The 20,291-nt window shown below is 70.7% G+C and carries 16 protein-coding genes; 5 read left to right on the plus strand and 11 right to left on the minus strand.

Features of this window, described 5'->3' with window-relative positions:
• Nucleotides 1–2: 2 nt before the first annotated feature.
• A complete protein-coding gene (bcsB, locus tag GQ56_RS0125035) occupies nt 3–2,315 on the minus strand; it encodes a cellulose biosynthesis cyclic di-GMP-binding regulatory protein BcsB (protein WP_031401248.1) in 2,313 nt (770 codons plus the stop codon).
• Between the two features lie 475 nt (nt 2,316–2,790).
• Here bcsB and GQ56_RS0125040 point away from each other — a divergent pair, with 475 nt between their 5' ends.
• The gene (locus GQ56_RS0125040) at nt 2,791–3,813 is read left to right on the plus strand and encodes a sensor domain-containing diguanylate cyclase (RefSeq protein ID WP_031401249.1); all 1,023 of its coding nucleotides are present in this window, start codon (nt 2,791–2,793) and stop codon (nt 3,811–3,813) included.
• An 18-nt stretch (nt 3,814–3,831) separates the two neighbouring features.
• Here GQ56_RS0125040 and GQ56_RS0125045 read toward each other — a convergent pair whose 3' ends face one another.
• From GQ56_RS0125045 to GQ56_RS0125060, 4 genes are all read right to left on the minus strand, one after another.
• On the minus strand, nt 3,832–4,284 hold the full coding sequence (locus tag GQ56_RS0125045) for a hypothetical protein (RefSeq protein WP_031401250.1): 453 nt from the start codon (nt 4,282–4,284) through the stop codon (nt 3,832–3,834).
• On the minus strand, nt 4,284–5,687 hold the full coding sequence (locus GQ56_RS0125050; protein ID WP_031401251.1) for a phosphatase PAP2/dual specificity phosphatase family protein: 1,404 nt from the start codon (nt 5,685–5,687) through the stop codon (nt 4,284–4,286). The genes GQ56_RS0125045 and GQ56_RS0125050 overlap by 1 nt, the downstream gene beginning before the upstream one ends.
• Complete coding sequence (locus tag GQ56_RS0125055; RefSeq protein ID WP_031401252.1) at nt 5,684–7,453, minus strand: bifunctional alpha/beta hydrolase/class I SAM-dependent methyltransferase; 1,770 nt, start codon at nt 7,451–7,453, stop codon at nt 5,684–5,686. The genes GQ56_RS0125050 and GQ56_RS0125055 overlap by 4 nt, the downstream gene beginning before the upstream one ends.
• A 79-nt stretch (nt 7,454–7,532) precedes the next feature.
• Nucleotides 7,533–8,138: a CDP-alcohol phosphatidyltransferase family protein gene (locus GQ56_RS0125060; protein WP_031401253.1), complete on the minus strand. Its 606-nt coding sequence runs from the start codon at nt 8,136–8,138 to the stop codon at nt 7,533–7,535.
• A 452-nt stretch (nt 8,139–8,590) separates the two neighbouring features.
• Here GQ56_RS0125060 and GQ56_RS0125065 point away from each other — a divergent pair, with 452 nt between their 5' ends.
• Both GQ56_RS0125065 and GQ56_RS0125070 read left to right on the plus strand, forming a co-directional pair.
• The gene (locus GQ56_RS0125065) at nt 8,591–9,223 is read left to right on the plus strand and encodes a lysophospholipid acyltransferase family protein (protein WP_031401254.1); all 633 of its coding nucleotides are present in this window, start codon (nt 8,591–8,593) and stop codon (nt 9,221–9,223) included.
• Between the two features lie 35 nt (nt 9,224–9,258).
• On the plus strand, nt 9,259–10,188 hold the full coding sequence (locus tag GQ56_RS0125070) for a phosphatidate cytidylyltransferase (protein ID WP_031401255.1): 930 nt from the start codon (nt 9,259–9,261) through the stop codon (nt 10,186–10,188).
• 46 nt (nt 10,189–10,234) lie between these two features.
• Here GQ56_RS0125070 and GQ56_RS0125075 read toward each other — a convergent pair whose 3' ends face one another.
• From GQ56_RS0125075 to GQ56_RS0125090, 4 genes are read right to left on the minus strand one after another with little or no spacing between them, the layout of a single operon-like run.
• Nucleotides 10,235–11,038, minus strand: a complete 804-nt coding sequence (locus GQ56_RS0125075) for a hypothetical protein (RefSeq protein WP_031401256.1) — start codon at nt 11,036–11,038, stop codon at nt 10,235–10,237.
• Between the two features lie 60 nt (nt 11,039–11,098).
• The gene (locus tag GQ56_RS0125080; protein WP_031401257.1) at nt 11,099–11,770 is read right to left on the minus strand and encodes a DUF1266 domain-containing protein; all 672 of its coding nucleotides are present in this window, start codon (nt 11,768–11,770) and stop codon (nt 11,099–11,101) included.
• 13 nt (nt 11,771–11,783) lie between these two features.
• Nucleotides 11,784–13,010 carry a hypothetical protein gene (locus GQ56_RS0125085; protein ID WP_200878002.1) on the minus strand — a complete coding sequence of 409 codons (1,227 nt, stop codon included), beginning with the start codon at nt 13,008–13,010 and terminating at the stop codon, nt 11,784–11,786.
• Nucleotides 12,992–15,373: a hypothetical protein gene (locus GQ56_RS0125090; protein ID WP_152601846.1), complete on the minus strand. Its 2,382-nt coding sequence runs from the start codon at nt 15,371–15,373 to the stop codon at nt 12,992–12,994. The genes GQ56_RS0125085 and GQ56_RS0125090 overlap by 19 nt, the downstream gene beginning before the upstream one ends.
• Before the next feature lie 156 nt (nt 15,374–15,529).
• On the opposite strand from GQ56_RS0125090, the gene GQ56_RS0125095 reads away from it, so the two are divergent.
• Nucleotides 15,530–16,321: a response regulator transcription factor gene (locus tag GQ56_RS0125095; RefSeq protein WP_031401260.1), complete on the plus strand. Its 792-nt coding sequence runs from the start codon at nt 15,530–15,532 to the stop codon at nt 16,319–16,321.
• Between the two features lie 45 nt (nt 16,322–16,366).
• Here the strand turns inward: GQ56_RS0125095 and GQ56_RS0125100 are convergent, their stop codons facing one another.
• Nucleotides 16,367–18,193 carry a methyl-accepting chemotaxis protein gene (locus GQ56_RS0125100; protein ID WP_031401261.1) on the minus strand — a complete coding sequence of 609 codons (1,827 nt, stop codon included), beginning with the start codon at nt 18,191–18,193 and terminating at the stop codon, nt 16,367–16,369.
• Nucleotides 18,194–18,459: 266 nt separating this feature from the next.
• On the opposite strand from GQ56_RS0125100, the gene GQ56_RS0125105 reads away from it, so the two are divergent.
• On the plus strand, nt 18,460–19,281 hold the full coding sequence (locus tag GQ56_RS0125105; RefSeq protein ID WP_031401262.1) for a nitrilase-related carbon-nitrogen hydrolase: 822 nt from the start codon (nt 18,460–18,462) through the stop codon (nt 19,279–19,281).
• Nucleotides 19,282–19,626: 345 nt separating this feature from the next.
• Here the strand turns inward: GQ56_RS0125105 and GQ56_RS0125110 are convergent, their stop codons facing one another.
• Complete coding sequence (locus tag GQ56_RS0125110) at nt 19,627–20,211, minus strand: flavin reductase family protein (protein WP_031401263.1); 585 nt, start codon at nt 20,209–20,211, stop codon at nt 19,627–19,629.
• Nucleotides 20,212–20,291: the final 80 nt, after the last annotated feature.

Raw genomic sequence — 20,291 nt, forward strand, 5'->3', positions numbered from 1 at the left:
CGTTACATCCCCCGTCGACGCGCGGCGATTCGCTGCAGCACGCTGAACACGCCGAGCGCGAGCAGCAGCCCCGCGACGACGCCGACCGCGCCGAGCACGACCGGATGCTGCGCCGCATGCGTCCACACCCGCGCATACCACGGCACGAAGCCGACCACGTAAGGCTCGCCGATGCGCAGGCTGTCGACCTGCCCCGGCCGTACCAGCGCGAGGTCGCCCTGCAGTTGCGACACGAGCCCGGCATTCTCGAACACGTTGAGCAGATCGCCGAGACGCGGCTGGTCGGTCGCCGTCAGCGCGACGACGCTGCGCCCGCGGCTGCCCGGCAGCTCGAACCCGGCGAGCGCCGCGAGCGACCCCGTCTGCTCGATGTGCGCGCCGCCGTCGGCCAGGCCGACGCCGTTGCGCCAGCGCTCCTTCACCGAGAACGCGACGCGCGCGGCGCCCTCGCCGCCCGTGCCGCCCTGCTCGCCGATCACGAGCGGCAGCGCCGAGCGCCAGTGCGCGAGCAGCGGCGACGCGGGCGAGCCGTCGATCACGAGCAGGTCCTTGCTGCCCGACAGCGCGGCGACGTCGCCGGGCCGCGCGACCTGCACGCGCAGCGCCGGGTAGCCGGTCCATTCGCCCATGTGGCCGAGCATCGTCAGGTACGCCTCGAGCTCCTGCGGCGACGGCCGGTCGGGCAGCACGACGGCCGTCTGCGACAGGTCGGCGAAGCGCGTGAACGGGAAGCCGCTGTTCGCGAAGAACGCGAGGTTCGGCAATTGCGCGTAATGGACGAAATGCGAGAAATCGATCGTCGAATCGGGATCGATCGCCGCGCGCTGCGGCTCGGTGGCGGTGCTCGAACAGAGCCCCGTCTTCTGCGAGTCAAGCGTGAACCGGAACTGCAGCTGGTTGCCGCTGCCGACCCGGAATGCCGGGATGTCGACGTCGCTCGTCACGCGCCCTTCCGGCACCGACAGCAACGGCAGCTGCATGCGGCCGTGCGCGTCCTCGGCATGGGCCGGCCCGAGCCGGTAGGACTTCACGAGCTGGTCGTTGATCTCGACGGCGAGCGTCGAGTTGTCCTGCACGGTCGGCGCCGTGTAGCGATAGCGCAGCGTGATCGGCACGCCCGCCCCGTTCCACGAATGGAGATCGGCCGGCACGCGCAGGTTCAGGCGGATCGCGTCGGGCGAGGTGCCGCGCACTTCCAGGTCGCGCACGTCGGGCACGAGCTCGCGGAACGCGATCGGCCGGTTCACCGGCAGCCAGCGCGGCGCGTCGTACGGCTTGCGCGGCGCGCCGAGATCGACGTGCGCGACCGTGGCGGCCGGTCCCGACAGCGCCGCGCGGCCGAGCACGAGCGTCGCGACCGCGTCGTCGACCTCGGCCGCCGTGCGGCCCGTGACGACGAGCAGCTTGCGCGCCGGCGCGGCCGGGTTGTCCACCACCGCGAGCAGCGGGCCGTTGATCGGCGGCAGCGCGAGGCCGGCCGGCAGCGTCGCGGCCGTGCCGACCACCACCGCCTGGTCGCCGGCCGGCAGCGCGGACGACACCGGGAAACGCGCATGCCGGTAGTCGGCCAGCGCGCCGAACCAGGACGCCAGCACGCCCGCGCTGCGCAGCGTCGCCGAATCGGGCGATGCCGGCAGCACGAACGGCAGCCGCACGCGGCCGTTGTCGCGCCGGTCGAAGAACGGCGCGGGCAGCAGCGCGAGATCGTTCGGCAGGCGGACCGGCGACTCGTCGAGAATCAGCTCGCTCGTCGGGCTCACGTCGGCCCACAGCGCCGAGTTCGCGGGATCCTCGCAATGGTCGAGCGTGTAGTGCGCGATCAGCCGCACGCCGATCTGGTTGAAATCCGAGAAGTAGCGCGGATCGACCGGAATCTCCTGCGTCACCGTGCGGCCCGCCTGCGCGGCGTCGAACGGGACGGTCGCCACGACCTCGCCGTTTATCGACACCTTCAGGTGCGACATCGGAAACACCAGCGCCGGCGAATACGCATAGGTCAGGCGCAACCGCGCGCCCGTGACCACGCGATCGAGCCGCACGCCGGCGTTGATCGTGCGCGCGTCGTCGGCGCCGCGCAGGCGCAGCGGATCGAACGCGCCGAGCGACGCGAACGGCAAGCGCACCGTCGTCGCCGGCAGGCCGGCGGAGGGCGTGCTGGCCGCCGCGGGCGCGGCCGCGAGCACCGGCGCCGGCGCAGTGCCGGCCGCCGATGCGGCTGCCGGCACCGCCGGCATCGGAGCGGCCGACAGCGCGGCCGCGTGGAATGCGCCGACCATGGCGGTCGACAGTACGAACAGCGACAGGGCAGGCTTCATGTGCCGCTCCATTGCGCCCGGGTCATCCGGTCATCCGCCGCGTCGAACCCGACGCGCGCAAAGCAGCTATGCCCGTGAGTGCATATCCTCACTGCTTCCCTCATATCACTAACTGGCCTGAATCAATTATCGAAACGATGCGGTGATTTCTTTAATCCCTGTCATCGTGTTGCGTGCGCCTGGCACTGGCACCCGCCTATTCGTCACACTATCTCAAAAATCGGACAAAACTTACCCCGATTCGCGCAGGCGAGGCGAAAAAGCCTCGATCCGGTCGAAACTGCGGCGTGAACGGGACGAACGGTAAGAATTGCGCCATTGTCGGCGGACGAGCCGAACGGCATACTGCCGGCGCGATGCGGCCGGCCGCCGGCGGTCCGTTGCGGATCGCGCTGGACGCGCTGCCGCAAGGCGGCGCGTATGCTACCGCAAGCTTGCGCCGCACGACGCATTTTTTTCTTCACGGATCACCGACTTGGATCAAATCGCCGACACCGCCACCCCGTCCCCGGATACGTTGCTGCGCATCATCGCGGTACAGACCGAAATCGCGAAACTCGGCCTCGATCTCGGCAGCGTGATGGCCTACGTGGCCGAACAGGTGCCGCGACTCACCGGCGCGAGCGCCGCCGCGGTCGAGTTCGCCGAGGGCGACGACATGGTGTACCGCGCCGCGTCGGGCACCGCCGCCGGCATGCTCGGCCTGCGGCTGCGGCGCTCGGGAAGCCTGTCGGGCCTGTGCGTGCGGCAGGGCCGGTTGCTGCACTGCGTCGATTCGGAAACCGACCCGCGCGTCGATCGCGATGCGTGCCGCCGGGTCGGCCTGCGCTCGATGCTCGTGATGCCGCTCACGCATGCCGACACGACGGTCGGCGTCCTGAAGGTGATGTCGCCGGACGTCGACGGCTTCTCGCAAGCCGATGCCGGCACGCTGCGGCTCACGGCCGACCTGATCGCCGCCGCGATGTTCCATACAGCGCGCAACGAGGCGAACGAGCTGTACCTGCGCGCGACGCACGACGCGCTGACGGGCCTGCCGAACCGCGCGCTGTTCTACGACCGCCTGCGCCAGTCGATGCACACGGCGCTGCGCGCGAACGGCCGGCTCGGCATTCTGAACATCGACATGGACGGGCTCAAGCCGATCAACGACGGCTTCGGCCACCGCGCGGGCGACGCCGCGCTGCGCGAGATCGCCACGCGGATGCAGGCGGCGGTGCGGCGCTCCGACACGGTCGCGCGCGTCGGCGGAGACGAATTCGCGGTGATCCTGCCGAACATCGGCAACCGCGACGACGCGCAAGCGCAAAGCACGCGGCTCGCGCGGCAGGTCGGCGAACCGTTCGAATTCGAGGGGCGCCCGCTGCCGCTCGGCGTCAGCGTCGGAATCGCGCTGCTGCCCGACGACGGCACCGACATGAACGCGCTGATCGAGCACGCCGACCAGGCGATGTACGAAGTCAAGCGGACGCGGTCGCAGCGCACGGCGCGCGCGTAACGGGCGCGCACACCGGCGTCAGCCGATCTGCGGAACGGCGATCGCGAGCCCCACGACGAGCCACTGCAGGATCGCGACCAGCATGGCCGCCCGACACAGGCCGACCGCGCCGCGCACCCGCGCGTCGAGCGGCCGGCCGGCCTTCCCCGCGTCGATCCAGCCGAGATCGGCGAGTGCCCGATCGAGCGCCGCGAGCCCCTCGTCGACCGATGCCTCGCCCGACGCCGTGCGCGCCAGCGCGGCGAACAGCCTGCGGTCGATCTCGATGCGCACCGCGTACCACAGCGCCGCGATCCCCGCCCCCGTGCTGACGACGGCCAGCAGCACGCGCGCGACGGTCGCCGGCGCCCAGCCCGACGCAAGCCACCACCCTGCTCCGGCCGCGGCCAGCGCGGCCGCGATCGCCCAGGCGCCCGCGTCGAGCGCGCCGCGCGCGGCGGCGATCCGGAACGGTGCGGACGGATCGCGCATCACCGGCCTCCCGCGCCGCGACGGCGATCGATCCAGTGCTGCAGCACGGCCACGCCCTCGTCCGACCACACCGCGCGCGGCCGCAACGCACGCACCGCGGCCAGCGCGTCGCGCGCATCGCCGAGCCCGTGCCGCATCGCCAGCCACGCGGCCGCGCACAGCACGCTGCGGCCGTAGCCGAGCGCGCAGCACACCAGCACGTCGCGCCCTTCGCCATGCAGCCGTTCCAGGGCCGCGACGGCCTGCGCGAGTTGCGCGGCCGTCGGCGCGACCAGATCGAGCTGGGGCACGGCCGCATACGCGAGCGACGCGTCGGCCGCCGCCCAGCGCGGCATTTCGGCGGTCAGGTCGAGCAGCGCGGTGAAGCCGTGGCGGCGCACGTCGCGCGTCGTCGGCGTGCGGCCGATCGAGACGCGTTCGTCGATCCGCACCGGCGCCGGCTGCCGGAACGTCCAGGCCCGCGAATTGACGAACGCGCCGGCGATCGTCGGCGCGAGCAGCCAGCGGACGAACACCGGGTAACGCCCGTGCGCGTCCTTCAGGAAGGCGCCGGGCGCGCCGCGCCAGTAGATCCACGCGACGCACGCGAGCGCCAGCGCGACCCACCCCGCGGCCAGCGCCCAGCCGGGTGCGTGCGGCACGCACACCAGCGCCGCGAGCGCGAACGCCGCCGCGCCGAGCGCGTAGCGGCGCGCGAGCGCGCGGCCGGCCGCACCCGGCGACGCGTCGGCGCCCGGCAGCCGGCCCGACGCATCGCGCAGCGGAAACAGCAGCAGCGCAAGGCAGCCGACGGCGGCGCCGGTCGGCACGTCGATCGCGTGATGCTGGTAGGTCGTCAGCACCGACACGCCGATCGCCGCGAACCACAGATGCAGCACGGCGCGCGCGACCCTGCCGCGCAGGTGCCGCGCATAGACGGCCCACAGCACGACGAGCAGCCCGATATGCAGCGACGGCGCCTGGTTGAACGGCTTGTCGAACCCCATCAGCAGCGTGAACAGCGCACCGGCCACGCCGCCCGCGTCGGGCCGCTCGAACCCGAAACGCAGCGGCCACGCGATGAAGCACGCCACCGACACCAGTTGCACGGTCAGCAGCCGCTTCACGTGATCGAGCAGATCGGCGCGGCGGGTCCAGAAGAAGAACGACAGCGCGTACAGCAGGTCGATCGACCAGTACGGCACGATGGTCCACGGCACGAACGGAATCGCATGTTCCCAGCCGAACGCAAAGGTCGGCACCGCCGCGCGACGCGCGGCGAGCCAGTTCGCGAAGCCGTAGGTCGAGAAGAACACGGCGCCCATCGCCGCGAGCCAGCCGACGCGCAGCGCCAGCGACGCGTCACGCGCGCGGCCGTCCACCGGCTCGGCGAGACCGCCCGCGCCGCCGCCGAGCGCGCTCATGACGCGTCGATCCGCTGCGCGAGGCTCACCGAGAAGATGCCCATTTCGTCGATCCGCTGCTCGAGCTTGCGGAACCCCGCCCGCGCGACGAGTTCGTCCATCTCGGCCTGCGAGCGGCGGCGCATCACCCAGGCCGCCTCGCCGCGATGATTGTTGAGCACGCGCGCGATGAATTCGATCTGCGGATGCCACGGCTGCCCCGTATAGACGAGATAGCCGCCCGGCGGCACGGCCTGCGCGAGCCCGCGCAGCGAACGCTCGATCAGCGCGTTCTCGCCGAACAGCTCGTAGAGCCCCGACACGATCGCGAGCGTCGGCCGCGGCTCGAGCGTCGCCAGCGACGCCTCGTCGAACGCGTCGCCGCGCTCGAAGCGCGCGATCGGCTCGAGGCCGCGCTGCGCGATCAGCACGCGCCCGGCCTCGACGTTCGGCGGGCTGTAGTCGCGCAGCGTGATGTCGTCGGGCGCCGCGCCGTCGCGCTCGGCCGCCGTCGCGATCGCATCGAGCACGTAGCGCCCGTGCCCCGCCGCGATGTCGACGATCCGCACCGGCGTGCCCTGGCCGCGCAGGCGGCCGATCGCCGCGCCGATCAGTTCCTGCAGATGCACCTTGCGCTGGCGGATCCCGACCCAGCCCGGCGCATCGAGGTAGGTGCGGTCGATCAGCGCGCCCACGCCGAGCCGCCCCTGCGCGCGGTTGCGGTACACGTAGTCGAGCGTCGAGCCCGAATCGAAGCCGAGCCGCAGCCCGAGCGCGATGCCGTCCGACAGCGCGCCGCCGGCCTTCAGGCCGGCGCGCGTGAGCGCCCAGTACGCACGTGCGAACACGTTCGCGGGCGGCCGCCCGAGCGCCGCGTACTCGTCGTGGAATGCGCCGCGCCGGTCGGCGTCGGCGAGCGACACGCGCGGGCTCGGCGCGTCGAATTCGCGCAACACGAACGCGCGCAGCGGCGCGAGCGCCTGTGCGCGATCGCGCTCGCCGAGCGTGTCGTGATAGAAGCCCGGCAGCACGATGCGCTCCTTGCGCGCCGAGCCGAGCCGTTCGAAGAAGCGGTCCTGCGGGCCGCGATGCACGACCCAGTCGGCGCCCGAGATCAGCAGTTGCGTCGGCACCGTGATCGCGGCCGCGTCGGCGACGATCCGCTGCGCGGTGTCGTGCAGGTCGAGCAGCATGTTGACCGCGATCGGCCGCGTGATCAGCGGATCGGACGCATAGCTCGCGATCCGCTCGGGATCGTGCGTGAGGAATTTCGGCTTCACGTAGCTGTTCACGTAGAACAGCCCGCGCAGCCGGTGCATCAGCCGCAGCCCCGGCCGCGCGAACGGCACGTAGAGCTTGATGTGGAACGCCGGCGACGCGACGACGAGCGCGCGGATCGGCGGTGCGTAATCGTGCACCCAGGTCGCCGCGAGCACCGCGCCGACGCTCTGGCCGACCACGGCGACATCCTCGATCGCGATGCCGTGCGTGTCGCGGATGTGTTCGACGAAGGTCTGCAGGTCGCGCACCGATGCGGCCGCGCTCGGGCTGTAGCCGCGCGCGCCCGGCGAGCGCCCGTGGCCGCGGGCGTCCCAGGCGAAGAAGGCGAAATCCGGCAGGTCGAGTTCGTCGACGAGGTGCGCGACGCGCGCCGAGTGTTCGTGGCCGCGATGCAGCAGCACGATTGCGCCGCGGCAGCGCGGGCCGGTGGCCGGCCAGTGACGATAGAACAGCGTTTCGCCGTCGTGCGTGATGAAGTCGGCCTCGCGGGCCGTGCGTGCGTTCATGCTATTTCTCTCGTTTCGTTATTCGAATCATATGGCGCCGCCCTCCGGCGCCGGGTACCGCCACTGCGCGATGCCGTGCTCAGCCGCCCTTTTCGGCGATGCCGGCCTGGACGCGGCGCACGACGGTCACGATCGACAGCACGATCAGCAGCCGCCACAGCCACGCGGCGATGCTGCCGACCGGAAAACCGAGCCCGATCCACAGCGCGAACGCGCCCAGGGCGAGCGCGCGGTCGCTCTTGCCGAACGGGCCGTCGTAGCGGCGGCTCACGCCGACCAGCGGGCCGATCAGCCCCGCGCATTCGACGATCGCCGCCGTCAGCGCGAACAGCCAGACGTCTGCCGCAGCGAACGCCGACACCGCGAGGAACGGCAGCACCAGCGCGATATCGGACACGACGTCGCCGAGTTCGTTCAGATAAGCGCCGAGCGTACTCTTCTGGTTGTGCTCGCGCGCGAGCATTCCGTCGATCGCATTGAGCGCCATCCGCACGAACAGCCACAGCGGAATCAGCAGGAACAGCGCGCGGGCGAATACGCCGAGCCCGGCGAGCGCGCCGACGACGATCGAGCCGCCAGCCGCGAACAGCGTGACCTGGTTGGCCGTGACGCCGCGTGCGGCGAGCGAATTCGCGAACGGACGCAGGCGATTCTGGAATTTGGGTTTGAGTGCGTAGAGGCTCATCGTTTTATTTGCGCGGCACAGTCGGATACGTTCGACGCCGCCATGCCCCAGGCGGCGCAACGGCCCACGTCGGCCTGTCGTGGACGGCCCTAATCGTCGCCGAGCGGCCCCGATGCGTCAAGCGTGCACGCGGCCCGCCGGCGCGGCGCCAAATCTGGCGTTTTTGGCGGAAACTCGCGATAATCCGCTGGCCCGGCCGCAGCGACAATCGTTCGACCTGTAGCCGGGCACTCGTGCAACAGCCGATCATCACGCCGCCGAACGGTGCACGCGCCGCGACGCGACAGCGGTATGACGGCGACTCGTCCGATTATCGCGGACCTGCGACAGGCAGCCACGAATTTGAAAAAATTTAAACAAAGGCCGTCCGGCGCGCATCCTGCCGCGCCGGCATTCCGGGATCCGGCCCGCCCTTGCGGCGGCCGGGCATGCAGGCAGGAGGCGCAGCGCCGATGAACATCCTCAACGTCTGGCAGCGCGACTTCCTGCTGTCCATCGTACGGCTCGTCGCCGGTGCGTATCCGGTCTGGCATCAGGCGCCGCCGACCCCGACACAGAAGATCTATTTCTCGAACCACACGAGCCACATCGACACGCTCGCGATCCTCGCCGCGCTGCCGCGCGACGTACGCGCGGTCGTGCGACCGGTCGCCGCACGCGATTACTGGGACAGCAGCGACCTGAAGCGCCATATCGCGCAGAAGCTGCTGAACGTCGTGCTGATCGATCGCCACCGCGAGTCGGGCGGCGACCCGCTCGACCCCGTGCGCGACGCGCTCCGGCAAGGCCATTCGATCATCATCTTCCCCGAGGGCACGCGCGGCGCCGAGATCCTGCCGCAGCCGTTCAAGAGCGGGCTGTTCCATCTCGCGACCGAGTTTCCGCACGTCGCGCTCGCCCCCGTCTATCTCGAGAACCTGCAGCGGATCATGCCGAAGGGCGCGATCTGGCCGGTGCCGCTGATCTGCAAGGTGCACTTCGGCGCGAACGAGGCGCTCGACGCGCAGGAAGACAAGCCGACCTTCCTCGCCCGCATGCGCGACGCGGTCGTCGCGCTCGCGCCGCCGCAGCGGCCGGCCGGCTGAACGCGGCCCCCCCTTTCCTTTTTCCGGATATACCCATGCGAACTCTCTTCTGGGAACTGGTCGCGGGCGTCACGGGCGTGCTCGTCGTCGCCACCGTGATCGGCGCGATCCTCGGCGCGCGCAGCGGCGGCGCGAGCACGACCATCGACAACCTGAACCAGCGCATCCGCGCGTGGTGGGCGATGATCGCGATCATGGTCATCGCCATCAGCCTCGGCAACAACATCACGTATCTCGTGTTCGCGGTGCTGTCCTACCTGACGCTGCGCGAATTCATCACGCTCACGCCGACCACCGCGAGCGACCATACGACGCTGTTCATCGCGTTCTTCGTCGCGATCCCCGTGCAGTACCTGCTGCTCGGGATCAACTGGTACGGCATGTATTCGATCTTCGTGCCCGTGCACCTGTTCTTCGCGATGTCGCTCGTGTCCGCGCTCACGCAGGACACGCGCGAATTCCTGAGCCGCAACGCGAAGATCAACTGGGCGCTGATGGTGTGCGTATACGGCCTGAGCCACGCGCCGGCCGTGCTGATCCTCGACATCCCGCACTACACGGGGCAGAACCCGCTGCTGCTGTTCTTCTTCCTGTTCGTCGTGCAGATCAGCGACGTGCTGCAGTACGTGGTCGGCAAACTGTTCGGACGACGCAAGATCGCGCCGCAGCTGTCGCCGTCGAAGACGATCGAAGGGTTCGTCGGCGGCGGCCTGCTGGCGACGCTGTGCGGCGCGGCGCTGTATCGCGTGACGCCGTTCAGCTTCGGCGCGGCGTTCGGGATCTCCCTCGCGATCGTGATCGCGGGCTTCGTCGGCGGCCTCGTGCTGTCGGCCGTCAAGCGCTCGCTCGGCACCAAGGACTGGGGCTCGATGATCGCCGGCCACGGCGGGATGCTCGACCGGGTCGACTCGATCTGCTTCGCCGCCCCGGTGTTCTTCCACCTCGTGCGCTACCTGTACGTGTGACGCCCGGGCGGGCGGCGCGACGCCGCCCGCGCCGTCGCGCGCGCATTCAGTATCCCTCGCGCAGCGCCTTCGGCACGACGTAGCGGCCGCGCGCGGCGTCGAACTTCACCGTGTAGCGCGCGTGGAGATCCCGGTCGCCGCGCGAACCCGTCTCGGTCACCGTCAGCGGATAGACGTCGCCGCTGGCCGTCGTGTCGGGCACGATCGTGAACGTGCGGCTCTCGCAATGCGACTTCGCGTTCCCGCAATCGAGCGAGCCCTGGTTGTCCAGCGCTTCGTCGATCCGCGGCGCGGCCTCGACGAGCGCATTGCCGTACGGCAGCCAGATCGACCGCATCGCCATCGTGTAGCCCTGCAGCGTGACGCCGTCGCCGATCGTGAAGCCGAACAGGTGCGGACCGTAGCGCTCGATGCGCACGGTGCCCGGCTCGCCGTGCTTGCCGGACGCGATGTCCGCCTTCTTCACCACCGGCGCGAGCGTCTTGCCGTCCGCGGCCGGCTTCAGCACGTACAGGTCGATCGTGCCGGTCGTGCCGTCCGAATCCATCCCCGGCATGCCGTTCTGCACGGCCGCCTCGGTCTCCCCGCACATCGCGAGCAGGTAGCGCGGGCCGTCGGCCGTCGCGACGCGCAGCGAACCGCACGGCGCATAGATGAAATCGCCCGGGTCCGACTGCCAGCCCTTGCGGTCCGCGCGCCAGGTGCCGTAGCTGTCGTGGATGAACGCCTGCAGCAGGCCGTCGGACGCGATCGGCCCGGCGGCGCGCGCCGCCGGCGGCGACGCCGCCCACACCAGGCAGGCAACGGACAGTGCCAGACGTCGCACCAGGGGATGAGCGGATGAAATCATGTCGGCGTCGAGAGCAACGAGGAACAGTATGGAAAACAGACGGCCGGCAGCATCGACGCGTCAGCGCGGTTGCGCGACCGGTTCGGGATCGAAGGCCGCCAGCCCGGGCCACGCCGCCCGGCCCCACGCGCCGTCGGCCGGCGCAAGCCAGCGCTGCAGCGTCGCGTCGTCGAACGCCTTGCCGAACGGATCGGCACGAAATCCGGCCACCCATTGCCTGCGCCCCGCGATGTATGCGCCGCCGAAATCCGCCCAGCTGCCGAAACAGTCCTGCGCGCGCTGCGCGTTGAGCAGCAGCACCCGCCACGCGGTGTCCGGCCCGGTCCAGCCCATCAGCATCGCCACGCGCGCGAGGAACGCCATCCGCGCGCAGGCGAACGCGAGCGCCGCGCGCGGATCGTCGGTCGGCTGCAGCCCATGCAGGTCGGCGCGGAACCACTGCGTCTCGAGCACGCGCGCCAGATGCGCGCGCGCATCGTCGTCCGTCGCATCGGTGCGCAACTCCATCTGATGCAGCATCTGCGCGCGCAGGAACTTGCGCGACGTGTCGTTCAGGTGGCTCGTCTGCGCATCGTCGAAACCCGTGAACCCCGTCGCTTCCACGTACGGATGCGCGAGCAGCAGCGCCCAGTGCTTGCGGGCCGACAACGCGGGGCGACGCGCGACGCGCCCGCGGACGTAGCGCACGATCCGCCACAGCACGAACAGGGCAACGATCAGCTTGAATATCATGGTCTTTGCCCCTTCATGCGCGCGCGGCGGCGTCGCGCGGCGCCTCGTATCCGGGCCAGCCCACCTCCTCGGTTGCAAACGCGGGCGGCGCCTCGTCCGCACGCGCGGCCGGCGCCAGCGTCGCGCGCACCGCGTAGCGCACCGAACCGGCACGCGGCGGCCGCGCCTGCAACAGCTCCGGTTGCCGCGCGGCGACCAGCCACTCGACGGTCGGCGTCGGCTCGGCGAGCCGCCCGAACAGCTGCGGATGGCGCGCGACGAGCCGCGCTTGCGACGCGGCGTCCGTCACGTCCTCGATCCGGCACCACCCCGAGGCGGTATGGACGACGCCGAGCGCGATGCAGTCGGGCGGCGTGCGATCCGTCGTCCCCAGCGCATTCAGGCAGGCCAGTACGTCGTCGACGTAGCGCTCGACCGGCGGCCGGTTCTGTTTGCCCTTGACCTGATCGACGTCGAGGCCGCCGTCCGCGCGCACCGTGACGCCGATCGTGATGTGCGGCTGGCCGCTCGCGTCCCGGAAGCTCAGCAACCGCAGCGTGCGCGCCTCGATCGCTTCCGCATAGCGCCCGCCATAGCCGCCCGCCAGCGCCTGCCGGTCGGCGAACTGGCCGAGGCAATGGCGCATCACGTAACTCTCGAACGCCATTTCGGCGCGCAGCAGCGCACTGTCGGGCAGGAATTCGACGAAGCGCCCGTTGGCCGTGTCGCACCACGTACGCAACGCATCGGGCTGGCTCTCGCGCCAGCCGCGCGCGATCCGGGACGCCATCTCCGCGTGCTCGCGCTCCCACAGCGCGAGCGCCTGCGGGCAATTGACCCGATCGAGCTTGCCCTCGAGCCCGGTCCCCTTGCGCGACTCGAGAAACTCGACGAGCGTGGTTTCGAGCGCGAGGAGCGCCGCGTCGTTCGGGTCGACCCAGACGACGGGCGCCTGCCGGCCGGCGTCTGCGTCGCCGGCCGTCTTCGCATCGGCGCCGAAGCGCCTGACGACCCACGCCGGCGGCGCGGCCTGGCCGAGCGCCTGGCGCGCGTCGTCGAGCGAGACGATCGTGCGCGCGGGCGCGAAGTTCGCGACGACATGCCGGTAGAAATGGTTGAGCAGCCACGCGCGCACGGCGTCGGCGTCGCCCCGTGCGCTGCTGCGCGCGGCGATCGCCGCTTTCAGCGCGTCGGCGTTCAGCGCATTGCGCGGCGCGTAACCGGCCCGCCGGCCGACGGCCGTCATTGCCAGAACTTCCACCAGCGCTTGTTCGGCGCGGCCGCCGCGCCCGCCCCCGCCGGCGCGCCGGCCTCGCGGATCCGCTGCTTGATCATGTCCACGTTCAGGTCGGTCGGTTCGGCCGATTGCCGGTTGAGGACCAGCACGCGCTCGTAGAAATACTTCACGTCCGGCTGGCGGCCCAGTCCGTACGCCGCGTCGGCCGCCGCGGTCAGCACGCCGAGGTCGTTCGATGCGTCGGCCTGCGCCCGCGCGGCGTCGTACAGCGCCGCCGCCTGGTCCGCGTGAGACTCCGACATGTAGGTGACGAACACGAATCGCGCCACGAGCGCATCGTCGGGCAAACGGTCGTCGAGCTGATCGTGTTCGCGCTGCCAGCCGACCAGGCGCTCGAGCCAGATCGGCAATTCGTTGCTGCGCTCGACGCGGTACAGCGCCCGCACCACGTCGCACACGTACCAGTTCGGATCGTGCCGGCTGTAACCGTATTCGGCAGCGTAATGCCACAGCTGCTCGGCGGCCTCGAGCATCTCGTCATCCTTGCCCTGGCGCGAGAGCGCGTAGCGGACCCCGTCGTAATGCTCGGCAAACGAGCTCGCCGCGATCCCGTTGCGATGCAGTACCAGCGCCTCGTCGAAACGCTCCTGGCCGCGATAGAGAATCGCGAGGTTGTTGCAGAGCATCGAATACAGGTGCGCACAGGCATCGTACGGATGCCCGTTGCCGGTCTCGAAGAAATGCTCCATGCTCGCGCGGCCCTGCTCGTAGACGGCGATCCGCATGCGCTCGAGATCCGCGCGCACCGGGGCCTGCTCCGCCGCCGGCAGTGCGTCGATCGCCTCCTCGGCCGCGTCGTCGATCGCACCGGCGAACCCGTAGCTCCACAATCCGCTGGGCAGCGACGGCGGCGGCAGTTTCATCGCGGCGGCGACGCCCAGCGCGCGGATGCACGCTTCGGTCAGCGCGAACGTGGTGCGGTTGTCGACCATCTCGCCTTCCTGCGCGGCCGCGAGCAGGCGCGCGGCCTGGGTCGTCGCGTCGATACGGCCGGTTTCGCCGTCGTAGACCGCGGCGAGCCGCGCGATCCACGGATGGTCCGGCACGCGCCGCCGCGCGACCTCGCACGCGGCATCGGCCACCGCGTAGCGCGCGTCGTCGCCTTCGAGCGAGCCGAGCGCGGCGAAGATCTCGCCGTGCGCCGGCGAGCGCGCGGCCAGCGCATCGGGTTGCTCCGCGCCGAGTTCGACGAGCCGCTCGAAGGTCGGCTCGAAGCCGGCCGCGCGCATCGCGCACAGCGGCCACCAGACCGACGTATCGGACGGCTCGGCCAGGCGTGCGTGGATGATGTGCCCGACCCGGTCGAGCATGCTGCTTTCGACCTGGTACACGTGGAAGAACGCGCGCCGCCCGGCGTCGTCGAAACGGCCGGCCTCGAGCAGCCACGGCAGTTCGTATTCGATGAAGTCGTCGCTGCCGTCCGACTCGAGGCTGTGACGCGCCATCTCGCAGCGGGCAAGCGCGCCGTCGAGATCGCCCTGCGCGTGCGCCGCCCGCGCGTCGAGCCGCGCCAGCCGCACCTCGGTCTCGCGCCGCGGCGGCGGCGTCCAGCCGGCGACAAGCGCCTCGACGGCCCGGCGTATCGTCGCGCACTGCAGCGGCGCGAGCTCGATCATCGCGTTGCCGACCCGCAGCCAGTCGTCGACGTCGATGTCCTGGTCCGCCCCGGCCGATGCGACGGCCGCCACCGCGGCCTCGGCCGCCGCGCGCGCCTCGTCGTTCCGGCCGAGACGCCGCAGCGCCCACGCCCGCAGGCATTGCCGGTTCGCCTCGTCCGATGCGCGGAACGCGGCGCGCTCGGCGATCGCGCCGCACAGCACGTGCCGCAGTTCGACCGCGTCGAGCGCGTGCTCGGCATGATCGTATTCCAGCGTATCGAGAATGCGTGCGCGCACGTAGCGCCCGGCATCGAGCGTCGGCGACGCGAGCACGATGTCGCGCATCTGGCCGATCTCGTGCGACACGGCGTCGTTCTCGCCCAGGTGCCGGGCGATCTGCAGCCGGTACAGCGCGAGTTGCATGCGGATATCGGGCTGCACGTCGGGCTGCGCGGCGTCGTGTACGCCCGTGCCGTCGTCGTCGATCACGGCGCGCGCGGCAGCCGGATCGCCGGCGTGCATCCAGAGCGCATGCAGGCGCGCGATCGCGTCGAGCGAATCGGCGCGCAACGGCTGGGCGCGCAAGCGGGCCGCAAGGTCGCTCGCGCGGCTCGAGTCGCTTTCCTCGAGATCGGCTTCGAGCCGGTCCATCAGGGTGTCGAGGGGCTGGCCCGTCAAGGGCATCGTGGTTGTATCGATATTGGTATTGGTATTGGCGCTGGGAGTCATCGACTTCTCCGTCTCGGAATCGCGATAGCTTATCAGGAGACGGACGGGTCGCGGCCTCGTCATTCGCGCCGGCCGGCGTTACGATCTCGTTCTTCACTCCCGGACCCGCTCGATACGCACGGCGCATCGACCGGTCCTGCCCGACGCGGAACACGCATGAACCTGACCTTGCAGGATGTCGCATGGCACCGGTCGGTCGGGCGGCTCATCGAGTCGCTCGACCGGCCGGGCTTCTGGCTCGCCCTGATCCGGCTGATCGAGGAATACGTCGCGGTCGACAGCTGGGTCGCGCTGACGTTCGGCGACGGCCGCCCGCTGGTGCTCGCCGAATGCCCGTACGAAGGCGGCGGCCCCGATCCGCTGTTCCGCGACTACGTGCAGGGCCTGTACCAGCTCGACCCGTTCTACATCGCGAACCGCGACGCGCCGAGGAGCGGCCTGTTCCGGCTGTCCGACGTCGCGCCCGAATGCTTTCGCGACACCGAGTACTACACGCTCTATTTCACGCACAACGTCGTCGAGGACGAGGTGCAGTTCAACGTCGTGCTCGACGACGCGCGCACGCTGTGCCTGTCGCTCGGCAGCAAGCGGCGCTTCAGCCCCGAACAGGTTGCGCTGCTCGACCTGATCCGGCCGTGGGTGGCCGGGCTGATGCGGCAGCGGCTGGCATTCGAGCCGGCGTGCGCCGAGCACGGGCCGTCGCGCCGGCCCGGCGCGCACGACGGCTTCGAGCAGGCGATGGCGCGGCTCGGCACGCCGCTCACCGCCCGCGAACTCGACGTGATCCGGCTGATCCTGAGCGGCCGGTCGAACAAGGAAGTCGCGAACAAGCTGGCGATTTCAGCGGAAACGGTCAAGGTGCACCGGCGCAACATCTACGGGAAGCTCGCGATCAATTCGCAGTCCGAGCTGTTTTCGCTGTTCCTCAACGCGCAGGCCGGCGGATGACGCACGGCCCGTCCGGGCCGCGCCGCCTCCGCCCCGCGCGGCGCATCACGCCGGCGTCGTGCCGGCCGCCGGACGCGCGAGCTTGAATTCGCCGACCGTCTGCGCGAGCCGCGCCGCCTGCTCGCGCAGCAGCGCCGCGGCCGCGGCGGACTCCTCGACGAGCGCCGCGTTCTGCTGCGTCGCGTGATCGAGTTGCGACACCGCCTGGTTCACCTGCGCGAGCCCGGTGCTCTGCTCGTTCGCGGCAACCGTCATTTCCGCGATCACGCTCGAAATGCCGCGCACGCCCTCGACGATCTCGTCCATCGTCGCGCCGGCCGTCTGCACGAGCCCCGACCCGCCCTCGATCTTGTCGACCGACGCCTCGATCAGCTGCTTGATTTCCTTCGCGGCCTGCGCGCTGCGCTGCGCGAGCGTGCGCACCTCGCCCGCGACGACCGCGAAGCCCCGCCCGTGCTCGTTCGCGCGCGCCGCCTCCACGGCCGCGTTCAACGCGAGGATATTGGTCTGGAACGCGATGCCGTCGATCACGCCGATGATGTTCGAGATTTCGGTCGAGGCCGCCGTGATCTCGCTCATCGTCGCGACCACCCGGCTCACCACCTCGCCGCCGCGCATCGCCACGCCCGACGCCGATTCCGCGAGCCGGTTCACCTGCGTCGCCGCATCGGCCGAGTTGCGTGCGGTGCCGGCGATCTCCTCGAGCGCCGCCGCCGTCTCCTGCAGGCTCGACGCCGCATGCTCGGTGCGGCTCGACAGATCCTGGTTGCCCTGCGCGATCTCCGCGCTCGCGACGCTCACGGATTCGCTGAAGCCGCGGATCTCCAGCAGGATCGCGCCGATCTTCTCCGCAAACACGTTGAACGCGCGCGCGATCTGCGCGGCTTCGTCGTCGCCGTCCGCCTGCAGCCGCTTCGTCAGGTCGCCGCTGCCGCTCGCGACGTCGGTCAGCGCGTCGCGCACCAGCAGCACGCGCCGGAACGCCGCGTTCGTCAGCGCGCCGACGAGCGCGGCCGCGATGCAGGCCACGATCACGATGGCCACGAGCGTCGTCGTCGCCACGGCCCGCATGCCGGCCGTCACGTCCGCCTGGTCGAGCGCCATCACGAGCGACCAGTCGGTACCGGCGATCGTGCGGGCGCGCAGCAGCTTGGTCACGCCGTCCACCTCGACCGCCACCGGCTCGGTCACGGTCTGCAGCCCGGCGAGACGCTCGGGCGTCAGCGCCGGCGACAGCTCCGTGGCCGGTTTCATGATCAGGTCCGTCTTCGCGCCGGCGATGAGGCGCCCGCTGCGGTCGACCAGGAACGCGAAACTCGCGGGCGTCGGATGCATCGACGCGACGATCGCGCTGGCGCGCTCCAGGTAGAGGCTCGCCGCCAGCACGCCCTTCAGCGCGCCGCCCCGGACGACCGGCGCCGCGAACGCGAACGCCGGCTTGCCGGTCGTCGCATCGCGGTACAGCGCGGTGACGACCAGCCGGCCGGCGTCGACGGCCTGCCGGTACCACGGCCGCGCGGTCGGATCGTATCCGGGCGCAAGCGGGACGTTCGAGAACGCGGTGCGGTCCGGCAGGCCGAGCGTCAGCACCTGGAAGCCGCCCGACTTGCCGAGCAGCGTCAGCGCCGGCACCGGATCGCCTTCGCCGACCGCCAGCGTGTCCGCGAGCGCCTGGGTCTGCTGCGCCCGGCTCGCGATCCACTCGTCGAGCGCCAGCGCATGGCCGGCCAGAACCGACTGCAGGTTCCGGTCGATGGTTTCGTCGTTGTGGCGCTTGACGACCTCGTAGACGAGGCCTCCCGTGACGGCGAGCGCCGTGACGACGATGGCGACGCAAGTTGCCAGGATTCGGGTGCGAATGGATGACAGCATGGTGACGGCGATCTCCGGTTGCGCGTTGTTATCGAACAGTCAAATGAGTACGCAAACGGATTTAACGACCTGCCGCCCCGCGACTTGAGGTTTGACAGGTCAGACCACTCAAAAAAAGTGGATGCTCCCGGCCACGGCCCCGGGAATCAATACCCCCGACGGGTTAACACGCCGGCAGGATGGGAAACCGGCGGGATCGGCGCATACTGGGCCCTCCTTGCCCACCCCTTCCGGCGCCCCGGCGACCGGCCCCAGCGACATCGCCCATGAAACTGAAGCTCGACATCGTCCAGCTCGCCGGCCGCGACGGCGACACGCACTACAACCTGCAGCGCACGCTCGAGGCGATCGCGACCTGCGCGCCCGGCACCGACATCGTGATGTTTCCTGAAGCGCAACTCACCGGCTTCCTCGATCCGTCGAACCTCGCCGAAGTCGCCGAGCCGCTCGACGGCCCGAGCGTCGGCGCGGTCATCGCGGCCGCCCGTGCACGCGACGTCGCGGTCGTGGTCGGGCTGATCGAGAACGACGGCGGCCGCTTCTACAACACGACCGTGTTCGTCACGCCGGACGGCGTCGCGCTGCGCTACCGCAAGACGCACCTGTGGGTCAGCGAGCGTGGCGTCGTGCTGCCCGGCGACCGCTACGCGACGCTCGAGTGGCGCGGCGTGCGGATCGGCCTGCTGATCTGCTACGACAGCGAATTCCCCGAAACCCGCCGCGCGCTTGCCGCCCTCGGCGCACAGGCGATCCTCGTGACCGACGGCAACATGGAACCGTACCGCTACGTCCACCGCACGTCGGCAACGGCGCGCGCGATGGAGAACCAGGTGTTCACGGTCGTGGCCAATCGGGTGGGCGGAAGCGCGCACGATGTCGTGTTCGCCGGCGGCAGCCTCGCGGCCGATCCGTTCGGCAACCTGATCTTCGAAGCCGGCGCTGCCGAATCGCGCCATGCGGTCGAACTCGATTTCGACCAGCTCGCCGCGGCGCGCGCCGTCTACGACTATCGCGACGACCAGCGCCTGCACATCGCCGGCGAACGCATCGAGCACGCGGACGGGCGCCGCGAACTGCTGATTCCGTGACGGACCCCGGCCGGCGCCGGGCGGCAACGCCCGCCGTCACGCCGGTCAAGTCGGGCACGTCGACCGCCGGCAGCGCCGAACCGGCCGGCCTGGCGTTGCCGTGCGCGCCGGGCGCGAGCGAGCGCATGACGCGGCCGCCGAGCGCATCGCGCACCATGCCATTGAATGCGCCGAGCGCCGGCAATCCAATTCATCACGCACGGCATCGCCGCGCACGATGCCCGCGAGCCATTGCTTCGCCGCCTGCACATCCGGATTCCAGATGCGTGCGCAGACGATCGGAATGATGCGGAACGGCGCACGTGAAGCACACGCCCTGACGGAAAACGGCGGTGCGCCCGGCGCTTACTCGGCGGCCGGATCGATCTGCAGCGATTCGCCGATCGCATAGAAACTGCCGCCCGCGATGTAATGCAGGCTGCGCAGCTCGGGATCGGCCGACTCGAAATGCCAGTGGCCGTCGCGAAACACGCGCGTATCCGACCACGCCGCGACCACCTCGCCGATGAACAGGTCGTAGGCCTGCTGGTTGTGCGGCTCGGGAATCAGCCGGCACGCGAGCCAGGCCGAGCAGCCGGCGACGAACGGCAGGTCGTGGCCTTCGATGTCGAACAGCGTGACGCCCGCGTCGCTCAGCTTGGTCGGCCGCTCCGCGAGACTGTGGCTGCCGACCGCGTGCGTCAGCCGGATTTGCGCGGCCGTCGGCACCTGGATCACGAACATGCCGCTGCGCTCGACGAACTCGCGCGTCTTCGCGGACTTGTCGAGCACGACCGTCAGCTTCGGCGGCATGAAATCCAGCCCGCACGCCCACGCGGCAGCCATCACGTTGTCGACGCCGTCGTGACGGGCCGATACGAGCACGGTCGGGCCGTGATTGACAAGGCGGTAGGCTTTCTTCAGCTCCACCGGAGCGATGTGACGGTCCATACGGGTTCCTTGGAGAACGGCGCGCACGGCGGGGTGCCGTGCGGCGCGACGCCGGCCCGCGCGCCTGTGCGCGGCGCGGC

This window comes from Burkholderia paludis (assembly GCF_000732615.1).
In the GTDB taxonomy this organism is placed as follows: Bacteria; Pseudomonadota; Gammaproteobacteria; order Burkholderiales; family Burkholderiaceae; genus Burkholderia; species Burkholderia paludis.

Bases quoted from the DNA above. Each gene is read 5' to 3' on its own strand.
- GQ56_RS0125075 (WP_031401256.1), bottom strand. From the start codon at position 11,038: ATGATTTCATCCGCTCATCCCCTGGTGCGACGTCTGGCACTGTCCGTT.
- GQ56_RS0125090 (WP_152601846.1), bottom strand. From the start codon at position 15,373: ATGACTCCCAGCGCCAATACCAATACCAATATCGATACAACCACGATG.
- GQ56_RS0125060 (WP_031401253.1), bottom strand. From the start codon at position 8,138: ATGAGCCTCTACGCACTCAAACCCAAATTCCAGAATCGCCTGCGTCCG.
- GQ56_RS0125095 (WP_031401260.1), top strand. From the start codon at position 15,530: ATGAACCTGACCTTGCAGGATGTCGCATGGCACCGGTCGGTCGGGCGG.
- GQ56_RS0125080 (WP_031401257.1), bottom strand. From the start codon at position 11,770: ATGATATTCAAGCTGATCGTTGCCCTGTTCGTGCTGTGGCGGATCGTG.
- GQ56_RS0125065 (WP_031401254.1), top strand. From the start codon at position 8,591: ATGAACATCCTCAACGTCTGGCAGCGCGACTTCCTGCTGTCCATCGTA.
- GQ56_RS0125045 (WP_031401250.1), bottom strand. From the start codon at position 4,284: ATGCGCGATCCGTCCGCACCGTTCCGGATCGCCGCCGCGCGCGGCGCG.
- GQ56_RS0125070 (WP_031401255.1), top strand. From the start codon at position 9,259: ATGCGAACTCTCTTCTGGGAACTGGTCGCGGGCGTCACGGGCGTGCTC.
- bcsB (WP_031401248.1), bottom strand. From the start codon at position 2,315: ATGAAGCCTGCCCTGTCGCTGTTCGTACTGTCGACCGCCATGGTCGGC.
- GQ56_RS0125105 (WP_031401262.1), top strand. From the start codon at position 18,460: ATGAAACTGAAGCTCGACATCGTCCAGCTCGCCGGCCGCGACGGCGAC.
- GQ56_RS0125100 (WP_031401261.1), bottom strand. From the start codon at position 18,193: ATGCTGTCATCCATTCGCACCCGAATCCTGGCAACTTGCGTCGCCATC.
- GQ56_RS0125110 (WP_031401263.1), bottom strand. From the start codon at position 20,211: ATGGACCGTCACATCGCTCCGGTGGAGCTGAAGAAAGCCTACCGCCTT.
- GQ56_RS0125050 (WP_031401251.1), bottom strand. From the start codon at position 5,687: ATGAGCGCGCTCGGCGGCGGCGCGGGCGGTCTCGCCGAGCCGGTGGAC.
- GQ56_RS0125055 (WP_031401252.1), bottom strand. From the start codon at position 7,453: ATGAACGCACGCACGGCCCGCGAGGCCGACTTCATCACGCACGACGGC.